The 16,299-nt window shown below is 74.5% G+C and carries 18 protein-coding genes; 10 read left to right on the top strand and 8 right to left on the bottom strand.

Translation table 11 applies throughout. The features are described from left to right. A partial coding sequence (locus ABZ873_RS26290) for an HAD family acid phosphatase (RefSeq protein WP_360876454.1) occupies positions 1-601 on the top strand: 601 nt, incomplete at its 5' end. Between the two features lie 217 nt (positions 602-818). Then, on the top strand, positions 819-1,607 hold the full coding sequence (locus ABZ873_RS26285; RefSeq protein ID WP_360876451.1) for an alpha/beta hydrolase: 789 nt from the start codon (positions 819-821) through the stop codon (positions 1,605-1,607). A 54-nt stretch (positions 1,608-1,661) separates the two neighbouring features. Here ABZ873_RS26285 and ABZ873_RS26280 read toward each other — a convergent pair whose 3' ends face one another. Beyond that, positions 1,662-2,591: an SDR family oxidoreductase gene (locus ABZ873_RS26280; RefSeq protein WP_360876460.1), complete on the bottom strand. Its 930-nt coding sequence runs from the start codon at positions 2,589-2,591 to the stop codon at positions 1,662-1,664. Positions 2,592-2,628: 37 nt separating this feature from the next. Beyond that, positions 2,629-3,408 (bottom strand): SDR family oxidoreductase, encoded by a 780-nt coding sequence (locus ABZ873_RS26275; protein ID WP_360876448.1) that lies wholly within the window; start codon positions 3,406-3,408, stop codon positions 2,629-2,631. Between the two features lie 56 nt (positions 3,409-3,464). On the opposite strand from ABZ873_RS26275, the gene ABZ873_RS26270 reads away from it, so the two are divergent. Genes ABZ873_RS26270 through ABZ873_RS26250 form a run of 5 tightly spaced genes read left to right on the top strand, consistent with a single transcriptional unit; the run spans position 3,465 to position 7,811 of the window. After that, positions 3,465-4,214: an enoyl-CoA hydratase family protein gene (locus ABZ873_RS26270; RefSeq protein ID WP_360876445.1), complete on the top strand. Its 750-nt coding sequence runs from the start codon at positions 3,465-3,467 to the stop codon at positions 4,212-4,214. Then, positions 4,211-5,062: a CoA-transferase gene (locus ABZ873_RS26265; protein WP_360876442.1), complete on the top strand. Its 852-nt coding sequence runs from the start codon at positions 4,211-4,213 to the stop codon at positions 5,060-5,062. The genes ABZ873_RS26270 and ABZ873_RS26265 overlap by 4 nt, the downstream gene beginning before the upstream one ends. Next, positions 5,059-5,814 carry a CoA-transferase gene (locus ABZ873_RS26260; RefSeq protein ID WP_360876439.1) on the top strand — a complete coding sequence of 252 codons (756 nt, stop codon included), beginning with the start codon at positions 5,059-5,061 and terminating at the stop codon, positions 5,812-5,814. The genes ABZ873_RS26265 and ABZ873_RS26260 overlap by 4 nt, the downstream gene beginning before the upstream one ends. A gap of 3 nt (positions 5,815-5,817) precedes the next feature. After that, a complete protein-coding gene (locus ABZ873_RS26255) occupies positions 5,818-6,888 on the top strand; it encodes a nitronate monooxygenase (protein ID WP_360876436.1) in 1,071 nt (356 codons plus the stop codon). A gap of 11 nt (positions 6,889-6,899) precedes the next feature. Further along, a complete protein-coding gene (locus ABZ873_RS26250; RefSeq protein WP_360876433.1) occupies positions 6,900-7,811 on the top strand; it encodes a tyrosine-protein phosphatase in 912 nt (303 codons plus the stop codon). Between the two features lie 12 nt (positions 7,812-7,823). Here ABZ873_RS26250 and ABZ873_RS26245 read toward each other — a convergent pair whose 3' ends face one another. Together ABZ873_RS26245 and ABZ873_RS26240 are read right to left on the bottom strand one after the other, a co-directional pair. Next, positions 7,824-9,479 carry a DEAD/DEAH box helicase gene (locus ABZ873_RS26245; RefSeq protein WP_360876429.1) on the bottom strand — a complete coding sequence of 552 codons (1,656 nt, stop codon included), beginning with the start codon at positions 9,477-9,479 and terminating at the stop codon, positions 7,824-7,826. A 96-nt stretch (positions 9,480-9,575) separates the two neighbouring features. Further along, positions 9,576-9,779, bottom strand: coding sequence for a cold-shock protein (locus tag ABZ873_RS26240; RefSeq protein WP_360876426.1), 204 nt, complete (start codon positions 9,777-9,779; stop codon positions 9,576-9,578). A 198-nt stretch (positions 9,780-9,977) separates the two neighbouring features. Here ABZ873_RS26240 and ABZ873_RS26235 point away from each other — a divergent pair, with 198 nt between their 5' ends. Beyond that, positions 9,978-10,619, top strand: coding sequence for an SIMPL domain-containing protein (locus ABZ873_RS26235; RefSeq protein ID WP_360876423.1), 642 nt, complete (start codon positions 9,978-9,980; stop codon positions 10,617-10,619). A 22-nt stretch (positions 10,620-10,641) separates the two neighbouring features. Here the strand turns inward: ABZ873_RS26235 and ABZ873_RS26230 are convergent, their stop codons facing one another. From ABZ873_RS26230 to ABZ873_RS26220, 3 genes are read right to left on the bottom strand one after another with little or no spacing between them, the layout of a single operon-like run. Next, on the bottom strand, positions 10,642-11,799 hold the full coding sequence (locus ABZ873_RS26230; protein ID WP_360876420.1) for an acetyl-CoA C-acetyltransferase: 1,158 nt from the start codon (positions 11,797-11,799) through the stop codon (positions 10,642-10,644). A 19-nt stretch (positions 11,800-11,818) separates the two neighbouring features. Then, positions 11,819-12,457 carry a TetR/AcrR family transcriptional regulator gene (locus ABZ873_RS26225; RefSeq protein ID WP_360876417.1) on the bottom strand — a complete coding sequence of 213 codons (639 nt, stop codon included), beginning with the start codon at positions 12,455-12,457 and terminating at the stop codon, positions 11,819-11,821. A 37-nt stretch (positions 12,458-12,494) separates the two neighbouring features. Further along, positions 12,495-13,277 carry an SDR family oxidoreductase gene (locus ABZ873_RS26220; RefSeq protein ID WP_360876414.1) on the bottom strand — a complete coding sequence of 261 codons (783 nt, stop codon included), beginning with the start codon at positions 13,275-13,277 and terminating at the stop codon, positions 12,495-12,497. A 108-nt stretch (positions 13,278-13,385) separates the two neighbouring features. On the opposite strand from ABZ873_RS26220, the gene ABZ873_RS26215 reads away from it, so the two are divergent. Then, a complete protein-coding gene (locus tag ABZ873_RS26215; RefSeq protein WP_360876411.1) occupies positions 13,386-14,531 on the top strand; it encodes an acyl-CoA dehydrogenase family protein in 1,146 nt (381 codons plus the stop codon). Then, positions 14,531-15,544, top strand: a complete 1,014-nt coding sequence (locus tag ABZ873_RS26210; RefSeq protein ID WP_360876409.1) for an acyl-CoA dehydrogenase family protein — start codon at positions 14,531-14,533, stop codon at positions 15,542-15,544. The genes ABZ873_RS26215 and ABZ873_RS26210 overlap by 1 nt, the downstream gene beginning before the upstream one ends. Here ABZ873_RS26210 and ABZ873_RS26205 read toward each other — a convergent pair. Beyond that, the gene (locus ABZ873_RS26205; protein ID WP_360876406.1) at positions 15,525-16,253 is read right to left on the bottom strand and encodes a class I SAM-dependent methyltransferase; all 729 of its coding nucleotides are present in this window, start codon (positions 16,251-16,253) and stop codon (positions 15,525-15,527) included. The two genes, ABZ873_RS26210 and ABZ873_RS26205, sit on opposite strands and share 20 nt — an antisense overlap. Positions 16,254-16,299: the final 46 nt, after the last annotated feature.

Raw genomic sequence — 16,299 nt, 5'->3', positions numbered from 1 at the left:
GGCCCCGGCGCCGGTCGCCGCGAGCGCGAACGCCCCCGCGAACGCGTCGGCGAATGCCTCGGCGAACGGCTCCGCGCCCGGCGGGAACGCCGCGATCCTCGGCATCGACTACGCCGCCTGGCAGCGCGAGGTGGGCGCGATCGTCGACGCGGCCCGCCCGGGCATCGAGCAGCGCATCGCCGCCTCCCCGGCGGGCGAGAAGCCCGCGCTGGTGCTCGACATCGACAACACCTCGCTGGAGACGGACTTCCACTGGTTCTGGACGTACCCGACGCCCGCGATCGCCAAGGTCCGCGCGCTCACCCAGTACGCCCACGACCGCGGGGTCGCGGTCTTCTTCGTCACCGCCCGCCCCGGGATCATCCACTCGCTCACCGAGTACAACCTCAAGGCCGTCGGCTACCCGGTGTCGGGGCTCTACGTACGCAATCTCCCGGACCTGTTCGACGAGGTCAGCGAGTACAAGACGAGCAAGCGCGCCGAGATCGAGGCCCGCGGCTACACGATCATCGCCAATATCGGCAACAGCCCGACCGACCTGGTCGGCGGCCACGCCGAGCGCACCGTCAAGCTGCCGGACTACGGCGGCAAGCTGTCCTGACACCCGCCTCCACGAATTCTCCGCACAACAGGATGACCGGACGCGGTTCAGCGGGTGTCCGGAGCGGGTAGTCCTATCCCAACGCACCACCGAAGACACGGGCCCGACCCCTCGCCAGGGGGCCGGGCCCGCTTCCGTGCCCGGCCACTCCCCCGCCTGCCGCCTGCCCCCGTTATCCGGGTGGCATGCACACGGCATCGCTTGAGATCATCCGTACATGCCCGAACTCGCCGATGACCTCGGCCTTCTCTCCTACGTCGTCACCGGCGACGGACCCCCCGTCGTCCTCGTGCACGCCGGTGTCGCCGACCACCGCATGTGGGACGCCGTCGTCCCGGCCCTCGCCGAGCGCTACACGGTCGTCCGCTACGACCTGCGCGGCTTCGGCGGCTCCCCGCCCCCGGCCGCGCCCTTCGACGAGACCGACGACCTGCGCCGCCTCCTGGACCACCTCGGCCTCGACCGCGTCCGGCTCGTCGGCGCCTCCTGGGGCGGCCGCGTGGCCGCGGAGTTCGCCTGCGCCCACCCCGGGCGGGTGCGCTCGCTGGTCCTGCTCTCCCCGCCGTGGCCGGGCTACGACTGGTCGGCGGACATGATCGCCTACGACGAGGCGGAGACGGCCGCGCTGGCCGCGGGCGACCTGGACACCGCCGTGGACGTGAACCTGGACATGTGGCTGCGCGGCCCGGCCCGCGGCTGGGACGAGGTCGCGGACGGCCTGGCCGACGCGCTGCGCGGCCCGGTGCGGACCTCGCTGGTCCACCAGGAGGCCGTCGGCGCGCAGTCCCGGGACACCCCGGCCGGGGATGTCACCGCCCTCTCCGTCCCCGCCCTGGTCGGGATCGGCCGGCTGGACGTGCCCGACTTCCAGGCCATCGCCCGCCGCTACGCCGCCGCGATCCCGGGGGCCACGCTGGCCGAGTTCGACGGCGCGGCCCACCTGATCGCCCTGGACACCCCCGCCGAACTCGCCGCGGTGCTCCTCCCGTTCCTCGACCGCACGTAGCCCGTACGCGGCCCTCCGCGCGCGGCGGTACGTGATCCCCCGCGCGCGGCGCCGTCAGCGCGCCCCGTACACCGGGAGCGGGGGCCGGGCCGCCGCGAGGAGTTTCGCGGCCGCCTCGCCCGCCTCCGCCGGGGTCCAGCGGGAGTCCCGTTCGGCGGTGGGGCCCGGGCTCCAGCCCTCCATCACGGTGATCCGGCCGCCCTCCGTCTCGAAGACCCGGCCGGTGACCCCGGCCGAGGCGTCCGCGCCCAGCCACACCACGAGCGGGGAGACGTTCTCCGGTGCCATCGCGTCGAAGGCGCCCTCCCCCGGCGCGGCCATGGTCCGCGCGAAGGTCTCCTCGGTCATCCGGGTCCGCGCGGCCGGGGCGATGGCGTTGACCTGGACCCCGTACGGGGCGGTCTCGGCCGCCGCGACCAGGGTCAGGCCGAGGATCCCGGCCTTGGCCGCGCTGTAGTTGCCCTGCCCGACGGAGCCGAGCAGCCCGGCCCCCGACGAGGTGTTGACCACGCGGGCGGCGGCCCGGCGGCCCGCCTTGGACTCGGCCCGCCACCACGCGGCGGCCTCCCGCAGCGGCAGGAAATGGCCCTTGAGGTGGACCCGTACGACGGCGTCCCAGTCGTCCTCGTCGAGGTTGACCAGCATCCGGTCGCGCAGGAACCCGGCATTGTTGACCAGGGTGTCGAGCCGGCCGAAGGTGTCGACGGCCGCCTCCACCAGCGAGGCCGCGCCCCGCGCGGTGGCCACGTCGCCGCCGTGGGCCACGGCCTCGCCGCCGAGGGCCGCGATCTCCCGGACCACGTGTTCCGCCGGCCCGTCCGGACCCGGCCGGCCGTCCAGCCCCACCCCGAGGTCGTTGACGACGACCTTCGCGCCCTCCGCGGCGAAGGCGAGCGCGTGGGCCCGCCCGAGGCCCCGCCCGGCGCCCGTCACGATCACGACCCGGCCCGCGCACAGTCCCGCCGCCCCGGCCCGTCCCGCCATGTCAGCCCGTCCCGCCGTCTCAGTCCGTTCCGCCATGTCAGCTCTCCTTGTTGACAGTCGCCGCGTCCAGGAAGGCCGGGCGCTCCCCGCCCCCGTGCACCAGCAGGCCGGCCCCGCTGATGTAGCGCGCCCGGTCGGAGGCGAGGAACACCGCCGCCTCGCCCACGTCCGCCGGTTCGGCGAGCCGCCCCAGCGGGACGGTGGCGCCGACGGCCGCGATCCCGGCCGCGTCCCCGTAGTGCAGGTGGGACAGCTCGGTCCGCACCATGCCGAGGACCAGGGTGTTCACCCGTACCTCGGGGGCCCATTCGACGGCCATGGAGCGCGCCAGGTTCTCCAGGCCCGCCTTGGCCGCCCCGTAGGCGGCCGTGCCGGGCGAGGGCCGGGTCCCGCTGACGCTGCCGACCATGACCACGGAGCCGCGGGAGGCCCGTAGCCAGGGCAGGGCGGCCAGGGAGGCGGTCAGCGGCGCCAGCAGGTTGAGTTCCACCACGCGCGCGTGCCGCTCCGCCTCGCCCTCCTCGCCCTCCCCCTCGCCGAGCAGCCGGTACGGGGTCCCGCCCGCGTTGTTGACCAGGCAGTCCAGGCGCCCGTACCGCCCGGCGACCGCGCCGAGGAAGGTCCGTACGGCGGTGGGATCGCGCAGGTCGACCGGGGTGTACGACGCCTCGCGGCCGGCGGCGGACACCGGCGCCTCCGGGGGCCGCCGGGCGCAGACGGCGACGTGGGCGCCGGCCGCGAGGAACGACCGGGCGATACCGGCGCCGACGCCCCGGGTTCCTCCGGTGACGACGACGACCCTCCCGTCGAGCTCCATGGGCTGCTACCTTCCTCACCTAACAAATGTTTGGTGGAAAGGTAGCTGATCCTGTCATGGGTGTCTCCACCTCACGCCCCGGCAAGGGCGTCGCATGCGTCACGGTCGACTTCCCACCCGTCAACGCGCTGCCCGTGCGCGGCTGGTACGAGCTGGCCGACGCCCTGCGCGCCGCCGGCCGGGACCCGGAGGTGAGGTGCGTGGTGCTGGCCGCCGAGGGGCGCGGCTTCAACGCCGGGGTGGACATCAAGGAGATGCAGCGCGACTCCGGCCACAGCGCCCTGGTCGGCGCCAACGGCGGCTGCGCCGAGGCGTTCGCCGCCGTCTACGAGTGCGAGGTGCCCGTGGTGGCGGCCGTGCACGGCTTCTGCCTGGGCGGCGGGATCGGCCTGGTGGGCAACGCGGACGCGATCGTCGCCGCCGACGACGCCGTCTTCGGGCTGCCGGAGCTGGACCGGGGCGCCCTCGGCGCCGCCACCCACCTGGCCCGGCTGGTCCCCCAGCACCTGATGCGCACCCTGTACTACACCTCGCGCACGGCGACCGCCGCCGAACTGCACGCCCACGGCTCGGTCTGGCAGGTGGTGCCGCCCGCCGGGCTGCGCGCGGCGGCGCTGGAGCTGGCGGCCGAGATCGCCCGCAAGGACGGCCATCTGATCCGCCTGGCGAAGGCGGCCATCAACGGGATCGACCCGGTGGACGTGCGCCGCAGCTACCGCTTCGAGCAGGGCTTCACCTTCGAGGCCAACCTCAGCGGGGTGGCCGGGCGGGTCCGCGACACCTTCGGGAAGGAGGCCCGGGCATGAGCGACAAGACGATGAGCCCGGACGAGGTCGCCGGGCGGCTGTGCAGCGGGATGACCCTCGGCATCGGCGGCTGGGGCTCGCGCCGCAAGCCCATGGCCCTGGTGCGGGCACTGCTGCGCTCGGAGGTCACCGATCTCACCGTGGTGTCGTACGGCGGCCCGGACGTGGGCCTGCTGGCGGCCGCGGGCCGGATCCGCCGGCTCGTCGCGCCCTTCGCCACGCTGGACTCGATCCCGCTGGAGCCGCATTTCCGGGCCGCCCGGGAGCGCGCGGCCTTCGCCTTCACCGAGTACGACGAGGCCATGTTCATGTGGGGGCTGCACGCCGCCGCCAACCGGCTGCCGTTCCTGCCGGTGCGCGCCGGGCTCGGCTCGGACGTGATGCGGGTCAACCCGGAGCTGCGTACGGTGACCTCGCCCTACGCGGACGGCGAGGAGTTCGTGGCCGTCCCGGCGCTGCGGCTGGACGCCGCCCTGGTCCACCTGAACCGGGCCGACCGGCTGGGCAACGGCCAGTACCTGGGCCCGGATCCGTACTTCGACGACCTGTTCTGCGAGGCGGCCGAGAGCGCCTATGTCTCCTGCGAGCAGATCGTCGGGACCGCCGAGCTGGCCAAGGCCGGTCCCCCGCAGTCCCTGCTCGTCAGCCGCCACAGCGTCACCGGCGTGGTCGAGACCCCGAACGGCGCCCACTTCACCTCCTGCGCCCCCGACTACGAGCGGGACGAGCCCTTCCAGAAGCACTACGCGAGCACCCCCTGGCCCGAGTTCGCCGCCCGCTTCCTGTCGGGCGCGAGCGAGCGGGACTACCAGCGCGCCGTCCGTACCTGGCACGAGGAGCAGCGGTGACCACGACAGCGACCCGGGCCGAGTACTGCGTGATCGCCTGCGCCGAGGCGTGGCGGGACGGCGGCGAGGTGCTGGCCAGCCCGATGGGGCTGATCCCCTCCCTCGGCGCGCGGCTGGCGAAGCGGACCTTCTCCCCCGGTCTGCTGCTGACCGACGGCGAGGCGCTGCTCGTCGGGACGGACGGCACGGTGGAGGGCTGGCTGCCGTACCGGCGCCATCTGACGATGGTCACGGGCGGGCGGCGGCACGTGATGATGGGCGCGAGCCAGCTCGACCGGTTCGGCAACCAGAACATCTCCTGCATCGGCGCCTGGGAGCGGCCGTCCCGGCAGCTGCTCGGGGTGCGCGGGGCGCCGGTCAACACCCTGAACAATCCGGTGAGTTACTGGGTGCCGCGGCATTCGACCCGGGTGTTCGTGGAGCGGGTCGACATGGTCTGCGGGGTGGGCCACGACCGGGCCGCCGAGGCGGGGGTGAGCCGTTTCCACCGGCTGCCCCGGGTGGTGAGCGATCTCGGCGTGCTCGACTTCGGCGGGCCGGGCCACTCGATGCGGCTGGTGTCCCTGCATCCCGGGGTGACGCTCGCGCAGGTCCGGGCCGCGACCGGCTTCGAGCTCGCGGTGGCGGGCGGGGCGGGCGCGGACGCCGGCGCCGGGGTCCCGTACACCCGCGAGCCCTCCGCCGAGGAGCTGCGGCTGATCCGCGAGGAGCTGGACCCGCGGGGGCTGCGCGAGCGGGAAGTGCGGGGCTGAGCCATGGAGACGGCGTTCACCCGGCTGGTCGGGGTCCGGCACCCGATCGTGCAGACGGGCATGGGCTGGGTGGCCGGCCCCCGGCTGGTGTCGGGCGCGGCCGGTGCGGGCGCCCTGGGGATCCTGGCCTCGGCGACGATGAGCCTGGAGGAGCTGCGCTCGGCGGTCCATGAGGTCAGGTCCCGGATCCCGGAGGGCACCCCCTTCGGGGTCAATCTGCGGGCGGACGCCGCGGACGCGGCCGAGCGGGCCCGGCTGATCATCGACGAGGGGGTACGGGTCGCCTCCTTCGCGCTCGCCCCCTCGCAGCGGCTGATCGGGATGCTCAAGGACGCGGGTGTGGTCGTCATCCCCTCGGTCGGGGCCCGGCGGCATGCCGAGAAGGTGGCCGCCTGGGGCGCCGACGCGGTGATCGTGCAGGGCGGTGAGGGCGGCGGGCACACCGGGGAGGTCGCCACGAGCGTGCTGCTGCCGCAGGTGGTGGACGCCGTGGACCTGCCGGTGGTCGCGGCGGGCGGTTTCCACGACGGCCGCGGGCTGGTCGCGGCCCTGGCGTACGGGGCGGCGGGCATCGCCATGGGCACGCGCTTCCTGCTGACCTCGGACTCCACCGTCCCGGACGCCGTGAAGGCCGAGTACCTGCGAGCGGGCGTCGGGGACATCACGGTCACCACGGCCGTGGACGGGCTCCCGCACCGCATGCTCCGCTCGGAGCTGGTCGCCTCCCTGGAGCGGGCGGGCCGTACCCGGGCGCTGCTGCGCGCGGTCCGGCACGCGGCGGGCTTCCGCGCGCTGTCCGGGCTGAGCTGGCCGCGGATGGTGCGCGACGGCCTGGCGATGAGGCACGGCCGGGAGCTGTCGTGGAGCCAGGTCCTGCTGGCCGCGAACACCCCGATGCTGCTGCGGGCTTCGATGGTCGAGGGCCGTACGGACCTCGGCGTCATGGCCTCGGGCCAGGTCGCGGGGGTGATCGGCGACCTCCCGTCCTGCGCGGAGCTCGTCTCCCGCGTCATGGCCGAGGCGCACACCGTACTGGACCGCCTTCCGGACCGGCTTCCGGACCGCCTTTCCTAGGAGTCGCCCCCATGCGCCGTGCAGGATTCCGGCTGGCCGCCGTCTCGGCGGCCGCCGCCCTCACCCTCGCCGCCCTGCCCGCCGCCGCACAGGCGGCGGCCCCGGCGGCTGCTCCGCAGCAACAGGCCGGGCCCGCGCGGCAGATCGTGCTCCAGGGCGCCGTCAACGTCCGCGACCTCGGGGGCGAGCGCACCTGGACCGGGGGCCAGGTCCGCCAGGGCCTGGTCTACCGCTCCGACGCCCTCGGCCGGCTGACCGACGCCGACCTGACCACCCTCGCCGGTCTGGGCCTCAGCAAGGTCGTCGACTTCCGTATCCCGGCGGAGGTCCAGTACGACGGCCCCGACCGGCTGCCCGCGGGGCTCTCCGCCACCGCCCGCCCGGTCAGCGACCTGGGCCTGTACGCCACCCTCGTCACCGCGATCGGCAGCGGCGACCCCGAGGTGCAGGAACGCATGCTGGGCGGCGGCCGCGCCGAGGCGTACATGCGGGACATCTACCGCACCTTCGTGACCTCCCCGGAGAACCGGGCGCAGTTCGCGGCGACGCTGCGGGAGATCGCGGACGGCCGCCAGGGGCCGGTCCTGTACCACTGCACCTCGGGCAAGGACCGCACCGGCTGGCTGAGCTGGGTGCTGCTGCGCGCGCTGGCGGTGCCCGAGGAGTCCGCCGGGCGCGACTACCTGGCGTCGAACACCTACCGTGCGGCCTACGACGCCCGGGTGCGGGAGGGCCTGAGGCAGTCGGGCCGGATGCGGAATCCGGAGCTGCTGATCCCGCTCCAGGAGGTCCGGCAGGACTACCTGGACGCGGCGATCACGCAGCTGGAGGCCGACTACGGCGGCCTGTACGGCTATCTGACCGAGGGCCTCGGCCTGGATCTGCGCACGCTGGCGCGGCTCCAGGCCAAGCTGGTCCGGTGACCCCGGCGGTGGTCAGACCGTGCGGCGGCGGCCCTGGCCCGAGGTGCCGACCCGGCTGCGCGCGGAGGCCGCGGCGGCGCCGCCACCGGAGCGGGAGGCCGAAGCTCCGCCGCCGGAGCGGGAGGCCGCGGCACCGCTGCCGGAGCCGCCCGCGGCGCGCCGGCGCTCGCCGGTCGCGGCGGAGCCGCCGCCCTGGCCGCCCTGGCCGCGGCGGGCCTGGCCCGCGGTGGCGCCGGAGCGCTGGCCGCCGGACCGGCGGCGCGAGCCGGAACCGGAACCCGCACCGGAGCCGGTACGCGGCTTCGGTGCGGCCTGCTGCGGGACCTCCAGCACGACGGGGATGCCCGAGGGCTCCTTGGCGCCGGTCAGCCGGACCAGTTCCTCGTCGGAGGACTTGATCTGCGCGGTGCGCGGGGTGATCCCGGCATCGGACATCAGGCGGGTCATGTCCCGCTTCTGGTCGGGCAGTACGAGCGTGACCACGCTGCCGGACTCGCCGGCGCGGGCGGTGCGGCCGCCGCGGTGCAGGTAGTCCTTGTGGTCGGTGGGCGGGTCCACGTTGACGACGAGGTCGAGGTCGTCGATGTGGATGCCGCGCGCCGCGACGTTGGTGGCGATCAGCGCGGTGACCTCACCCGTCTTGAACCAGTCCAGGGTGCGGTTGCGCTGCGGCTGGGAGCGGCCGCCGTGCAGACCGGAGGCGCGTACGCCGTCGGCCAGGAGCTTCTTGACCATGCGGTCCACACCGCGCTTGGTGTCCACGAACATGATCACCCGGCCGTCGCGTGCCGCTATGCGCGTGGCCACGGCCTTCTTGTCGGTCTCGTCCATCACGTAGAGGACGTGGTGCTCCATCGTGGTGACGGCGCCGGCGGAGGGGTCGACGGAGTGGCCGACCGGGTCGCTGAGGAACATCTTGACGAGCTTGTCGATGTTCTTGTCGAGCGTCGCCGAGAACAGCATGCGCTGGCCGCCCGGCTCGACCTGCTTGAGCAGGGCGGTGACCTGCGGCATGAAGCCCATGTCGGTCATCTGGTCGGCCTCGTCGAGGACGGTGATCGCGACCTGCGAGAGGTCGGCGTCGCCGCGGTCGATGAGGTCCTTGAGCCGGCCGGGGGTGGCGACGAGCACTTCGGCGCCGCGCCGCAGCGCCCCGGACTGCCGGTTGATGGACATGCCGCCGACGACGGTGGTCATGCGCAGGTTGACGGCCGTGGCGTAGGGGCTCAGCGAGTCGGTGACCTGCTGGGCGAGTTCGCGGGTCGGTACGAGGACCAGCGCGAGCGGCGCCTTCGGCTGCGCGCGGCGGCCGGCGGTGCGGGCGAGCAGGGCCAGGCCGAAGGCGAGGGTCTTGCCGGAGCCGGTGCGGCCGCGGCCGAGCAGGTCGCGCCCGGCGAGGGAGTTCGGCAGGGTCGCGGCCTGGATGGGGAAGGGCTCGGTGACGCCCTGGGCGGCGAGGGTCTTGAGCAGCGCCTCGGGCATGCCCATGTCCTCGAACGCGGCGACCGGCGGCAGCGCCGGGACGGTCGGCTCGGGCATGGTGAATTCCTGGGGCCGGGGTGCGGGGGCGGGCTTCTGCCGTCCCGCGCCAGCCTTCGGACGCCCCTGGGCCGCTCCTCGTCCCCGGGTGGGGCGGCGGCTGGGACGTGCGGAGCTGGAGCTGGTCATGCGGGGAAAGCCCTCCTGGTACCGGCAGGAATAACGGAACATGCAGACAAGCCGGGGCCCGCACCTCGCGGTGCGGACCCCGGCATGCTGGAAAACTTAGGCGGGGAGGATGTTCTCCGCCTGGGGGCCCTTCTGGCCCTGCGTCACGTCGAAGGACACGCGCTGGCCCTCGGTGAGCTCACGGAAGCCGGAGGTGGCGATGTTCGAGTAGTGGGCGAAGACGTCCGGGCCGCCGCCGTCCTGCTCGATGAAGCCGAAGCCCTTTTCCGAGTTGAACCACTTCACGGTGCCAAGTGCCATTTGAATCTCCTGAATAGGCGGCAAGGGCCCCATCCGGGAGAATCCGGCAAAAACAATAAAAGCGCCTGAGGATTCCCGTCAGGCGCACATAAAGTTCATGGGTACCACAACTGCAACGGGACCTAAGCTAGCACATCTCGGTCCGGCCGTGTGACCAAGGCACTGGTGAGCGGGTCCCGCGCCTGCTTGGATCATGGAATGACAGCGATCAGAGAGCCCTGGGGGCTCAGTGTGCTCGGCGCGGGCAGCGTGTCCGCCGAACCGTGTCTGGCCCAGGTGGACCTGGCGGTCGACCTGCTCGCCCCGACGCCGAAGGCGGCCTTCGCGGAGGCGGGTGCGGCCGTGACCCGGCTGCGGGCCGTGCTGCGCGAGCACGAGATACCGGACGCCGACGTGTCGGGCTCGCGGCTGCAGCTGACCTCGCAGTACCGGGGCTACGGAGCGGAGCGGTCCTTCCTGGGCTACGGCTGCGTGGCCACGTACACCGTGCAGACCACGGCCCTGGCGGGGCTGGAGCTGCTGATCGAGGACGCGGTGTCGGCCGGGGCGAACCGGGTGGACGGGGTGCGCTTCGAGGTGGAGGACAAGCCGGCGATGCGGGACGAGGCCCGGCGCCGGGCGGTGGCGGCGGCCCGCCGCAAGGCCGAGGTGTACGCGGAGGCGTGCGAGATGAAGCTCGGGCCGGTGATCCACATCGAGGACGTGGACCCGGAGTCCACGCACGGCGGCGGCCACGGCGGCCGTACGGGCGGGGACCCCGAGGACGACGCGGCCCTGGCCCCGGGCTCGGTCCGCGTCGAGGCGGCCGTCCTGCTCGGCTTCGGCCTGCTCCCGGCCTGACCGGGCCGGCGTACGCGGCCGGTCAGAGCCGTTCGATGATCGTGACGTTGGCCTGGCCGCCGCCCTCGCACATGGTCTGGAGGCCGAAGCGGCCGCCGGTGCGCTCCAGCTCGTGCAGGAGCGTGGTCATCAGGCGGACCCCGGTGGCGCCCAGGGGGTGGCCCAGGGCGATGGCCCCGCCGTTGACGTTGACCTTCTCCGGGTCGGCGCCGGTCTCCTTGAGCCAGGCGAGGACGACCGGGGCGAAGGCTTCGTTGATCTCCACCAGGTCGATGTCGGCGAGGGCCATGCCGGTCTTCTTGAGGGCGTGGGCGGTCGCCGGGATCGGGGCGGACAGCATCCGGATCGGGTCCTCGCCCCGGACGGAGAGGTGGTGGACGCGGGCGCGGGGGCGCAGGCCGTGTTCGCGGACCGCCCGCCCGGAGGCGATGAGCAGGGCCGCGGCGCCGTCGGAGACCTGGGAGGAGACGGCCGCGGTGAGGGTGCCGCCCGCGACGACCGGCGCGAGGGCGGCCATCTTCTCGGCGGTGGTGTCCCGGCGCGGGCCCTCGTCGGCGGTGACGGCCCCGTAGGGCACGGTCTCGCGGTCGAAGCGGCCCTCGTCGAGGGCGCGGACCGCGCGCCGGTGGGAGCGCAGGGCGAACTCCTCCATGTCCCGGCGGGAGATCCCCCACTTCCGGGCGATCAGCTCGGCGCCGTGGAACTGGTTGACGGGGGCGTCCCCGTACCGGGCGCGCCAGCCCGCGGATCCGGCGTACGGGCCTTCGGTGAGGCCGAGGGGTTCGGCGGCCTGGCGGGCGGCGAAGGCGATCGGGATCATGGACATGTTCTGGGTGCCGCCCGCGACGACCAGGTCCTGGGTGCCGGAGAGCACGGCCTGGGCGGCGAAGTGCACGGCCTGCTGGGAGGAACCGCACTGCCGGTCGACGGTGACGCCGGGCACCTCCTCGGGCAGCCCGGCGGCCAGCCAGGCCGTGCGGGCGATGTCCCCGGCCTGCGGGCCGACGGTGTCGAGGCAGCCGAAGACCACGTCCTCGACGGCGGCGGGGTCGATGCCGGTGCGTGCGACGAGCGCCGTCAGCACGTGCGCGCCGAGGTCGGCCGGGTGGACGGCGGCCAGTCCGCCGCCGCGCCGTCCCACGGGGGTGCGTACGGCTTCGACGATGTATGCCTCGGGCATCGGGGCTCCTCCGGTCGGGTCAGGGGCGCAGGGCGATCCCGTCCAGGACCATCGACAGGTACTGGCGGGCGATCTCCTCGGGGCTGTGCTGTCCGCCGGGCCGGTACCAGGAGGCCGCCACCCACACCGTGTCGCGGACGAAGCGGTAGGTGAGCCGGATGTCGAGGTCGGCGCGGAAGACGTGGGCCACGACGCCCCGTTCTAGGGTGCCCAGCCATGCCTTCTCGAACTTCTGCTGCGAGTCGGACAGGTAGTGGAAGCGGGGCTGGGCGGCGAGGGTACGGGCCTCCTTCTGGTAGATCGCGACGGCGGCGCGGTGCCGGTCGATCTCCCGGAAGGACTCGGTGACGAGGGCTTCGATGGTCTCGCGGGGGCCGAGGCCGGCGGCGAGGACGGCGTCGTAGCCGTCCCAGAGCTCGGTCAGGAAGACGGACAGGATCTCGTCGAGCATCGATTCCTTGGAATCGAAGTGGTAGTAGAGGCTGCCGGCGAGCATTCCGGCGGCGTCGGCGATCTTGCGGACGGTGGTGGCGTTGTAGCCCTGGGCGGCGAACACCTCGGCGGCGGTGGCGAGGAGTTCGCGGCGCCGCTCGGGCGAGGGGGTCACCTGGGTCTTCTTCTTGGCGGTCGGCGGGACCGCCGGCTGGTTCGTCGGCACGGGTCCATTCTCGGTCGGCGGGACGCCGGCCGGGCCTCTAGGGATGCTGGCTGCTGACGGAGACGGTCTCGCCGGTCATGTAGGAGGAGTAGCCGCTGGCGAGGAAGACGATGACGTTGGCGACCTCCCAGGGCTCGGCGTGCCGGCCGAACGCCTCGCGGGCGGTGAGTTCGGCGAGGAGTTCCGCGCTGGTGACCTTCGCGAGGTGCGGGTGCATGGCCAGGCTGGGGGCGACCGCGTTGACCCGTACGCCGAATTCCGCGGCCTCCAGGGCCGCGCAGCGGGTCAGGGCCATCACCCCGGCCTTGGCGGCGGCGTAGTGGGCCTGGCCGGTCTGGGCGCGCCAGCCGACGACGGAGGCGTTGTTGACGAGGACCCCTCCGGTGCCGGACCGGCGGAAGGAGCGCAGGGCGGCGCGGGTGCAGCGGAAGGTGCCGTTCAGGGTGACGTCGAGGACGCGGGACCACTGGGCGTCGCTCATGTCGACGAGGGCGGCGGTGCCGCCGAGTCCGGCGTTGTTGACGACGATGTCCAGGCGGCCGTGGGTCTCCTCGGCGTGGGCGAACAGGGCTTGGACCTGGTCCTCGTCGGTGACGTCGCAGGGCAGGGAGCTGACCCGGCCGGGCCCGAACTCGGCGGTGAGGGTGTCCTCGGTCTCCTTGAGCCGGCGGGCGTGGGCGTCGCCGAGGACGACGCGGGCGCCCTCCTCCAGGAAGCGGCGGGCGGTGGCGCCGCCGATGCCGGCTCCGGCGGCGGCGGTGACGACGGCGGTGCGCCCCCTCAGCAGGTGGTGGCCGGGGGTGTACCGGGGCGCGTTCATCCGGGCTTCTCGACGCTGCTCATGGCCGTACGTTAACCTACCAAACACTTGTTAGGGAAGCGTGCGCGGGCCGTTCCCGCGCGGGCGCCACAGGGAGGCGGGCACCTGATGGACCTCACCGAGACGGCGGAGGTGCGGGCCTTCCGGGCCGAGGCCCGCGCCTGGCTCGCCGCCCATGTCCCCGCCGCGCCGCTGCCGTCGCTGGAGACCCGGGAGGGCTTCGCCGCGCACCGCGAGTGGGAGGCGCGGCTGCACGCGGACCGCTGGTCGGTGGTGTCCTGGCCCGAGGAGTACGGGGGCCGGGGCGTGGACCTCGTACGGTGGCTGGTCTTCGAGGAGGAGTACTGGGCGGCGGGGGCGCCCGGCCGGGTCTCGCAGAACGGCATCAGCCTGCTCGCACCGACCCTGTTCGACCACGCGACGCCGGAGCAGCGGGCCCGGGTGCTGCCGCCGATGGCGGGCGGCGAGGTGGTCTGGGCGCAGGCGTGGTCGGAGCCGGAGGCGGGCTCCGACCTGGCCGCGCTGCGCTCGCGGGCGGTGCGCACGGCGGGCGGCTGGCTGCTGTCCGGGCAGAAGACCTGGTCCTCGCGGGCGGCGTTCGCGGACCGCGCCTTCGGCATCTTCCGCACCGATCCGGAGGCTCCGGCGCGGCACGAGGGGCTGACGTACCTGATGTTCGACCTGCGGGCGCCGGGGGTGACGGTGCGGCCCATCGGCCGTCTGGACGGCAAGCCCGCCTTCGCGGAGCTGTTCCTGGACGAGGTCTTCGTACCGGACGGGGACGTGATCGGGGAGCCGGGGCAGGGCTGGCGGATCGCGATGTCGGCCACCGGCAACGAGCGCGGTCTGATGCTGCGCTCCCCCGGCCGCTTCCTGGCGGCGGCGGACCGGCTGGCCGGGCTGTGGCGGGCGCAGGGCGATCCCTCGGACACGGCGCTGCGCGACCGGGTGGCCGACGCGCTGGTCGGGGCGCGGGCCTACGAGCTGTTCACCTGGGCGGCGGCCGCGCGGCACGCGGCGGGCGGGCGGAGCGGGGCCGAGTCCAGCCTGAACAAGGTGTTCTGGTCGGAGTACGACATCGCCCTGCACGAGACGGCGCTGGACCTGCTGGGCGCGGACGCCGAGCACGCGGACGGCCCGTGGGCCGAGCCCTGGCTGTTCTCGCTGGCCGGGCCGATCTACGCGGGCACGAACGAGATCCAGCGCGACATCATCGCCGAGCGGCTGCTCGGCCTCCCGAAGGGCCGCCGCTGATGCGTTTCCTGCCGACCGGGGAGCAGGCGGAGTTCGCCCGTACGCTGCGCTCCCTGCTGGCCTCGGCGCGGGTGCCGGAGGCGGTACGGGCCTGGGCGGACGGCGAGCACGGGCCCGGGGACGGGCTGCGGGCGCGGCTGGCGGGCACGGGCCTGTTCGCGCTGGCCGCGGCGGAGGCGTACGAGGGGCTGGGCCCGCTCCCGCTGGAGCTGGCGCTCGGCTTCGTGGAGCTGGGGCGGGCGGCGGTGCCGGGGCCGGTGGTGGAGAGCGCGGCGGTGGCGGTGCTGCTGTCGGAGCTGGGGGACGCGGAGCTCGCGAAGCGGTTCCTGCCGGGGCTGCTGGCGGGCGGGGCCTGGGCGACGCTGGTCCTGCCCGGGGGGAGTCCGTACGCCCTGGACGCGGACGCGGCGGCGCACCGCTTCACGGTGTCGGCGGAGGGCGCGCTGCGGCTGGCCGGTGACCTCGGGCCGGCCGGTGGCGCGGACGGGCCGGTCCGGTCGACGGACCCGGCGCGGCGGCTGTTCCGGCTGCCCGCGCGCGGGGGCGAACTCCTCGCGGCGGGGCCGGAGGTGCTCCGGGCGGCGGCGGTGGCCGGGCGGTGGGCCCGGCTGCTGACGGCGGCCCAGTGCCTGGGCCTCGCCGAGGCGCTGCTGGAGCGGACGGTCGCGTACGCCGGGCAGCGCAGGCAGTTCGGGACGCCGGTCGGCGCCTTCCAGGCGGTCAAGCACCGGCTGGCGGACACCCTGCTCGGGGTGGAGTTCGCCCGGCCGCTGCTGTGGGCGGCCGGGCTGTCCCCGGGGGCGGGCGAGGTCGCGGCGGCGAAGCTGCGCTGCGGGGAGGCGGCGTACGCGGCGGCCATGACGGCGCTGCGGCTGCACGGGGCGGTCGGCTACACGGAGGAGCTGGACCTGTCGCTGTGGCTGCGCAAGGCCCGGCCGCTGCGGGACGCCTGGGGCACGCCGCCCGTCTGCCGGGCGGAGGTGCTGCGGTCCTTCACACCCGGGCGACCCTGAGGGTGACGACGTAGCTCTCCTCGACCGTGCCCTCGGGGAAGAGGGGGGCCAGCAGGGCGCGTTCGCCCGCGAAGTAGGCGCGGGTGCGCTCCTCGCCGAGCACGAGGAAGGCGGAGTGGCTGGCGAGGTTGGCGAGGTGGGTGTCGAGCGGGACGCGGCGGGACCAGCGCACGGAGCGGGTGGTGAACTCCCCGATGCCCTGCGGGAGAGCGCGGACGGGGCTGCCGCCGGCCGCGCCGAAGAAGGCGGCGAGGCGCTCCCCCTGTGCGGCGATCCACGGGACGGTGAGGTCCGCGTCGTTCCACCAGAGGGCGAGCGCGCCGCCGGGGCGCAGCACGCGGCGGGCCTCGGGGACGGAGCGCTCCGGGTCGGTCCAGTGCCATGCCTGGGCGTAGGTGAGCAGGTCGAAGGCGGCGGAGGGCAGCGGCAGCCGGTCGCCGTCGCCGCGTACGACGGGGATCCGCGGGTGGGCGCGGCGCAGTTCGGCGGCCATGCCGTCGCCGGGCTCGACGGCGAGGACGTCGGCGCCGCGCGCGTGCAGCAGGGCGGTGGCGATGCCGGTACCGGCGCCGATGTCGGCGACGCGGGCGCCGGCGAGGGGGCGTCCGGTGAGCTCTTCGAGGGCGTCGAAGAGGGCGGGCGGATAACCGGGGCGGTGCTTCCCGTACGAAACTGCTGCGGTGTCGAAGGAACGGGCGCGTGTGGTCATGCGTCCATTCTTTTCGATCAGACGGACGAACACGTACGGACGAACA

This window comes from Streptomyces sp. NPDC047014 (assembly GCF_040644195.1).
GTDB lineage: Bacteria > Actinomycetota > Actinomycetes > Streptomycetales > Streptomycetaceae > Streptomyces.
Note: the sequence above shows the minus strand (reverse complement) of the source record. Positions and strands in the feature narration are given on the sequence as shown.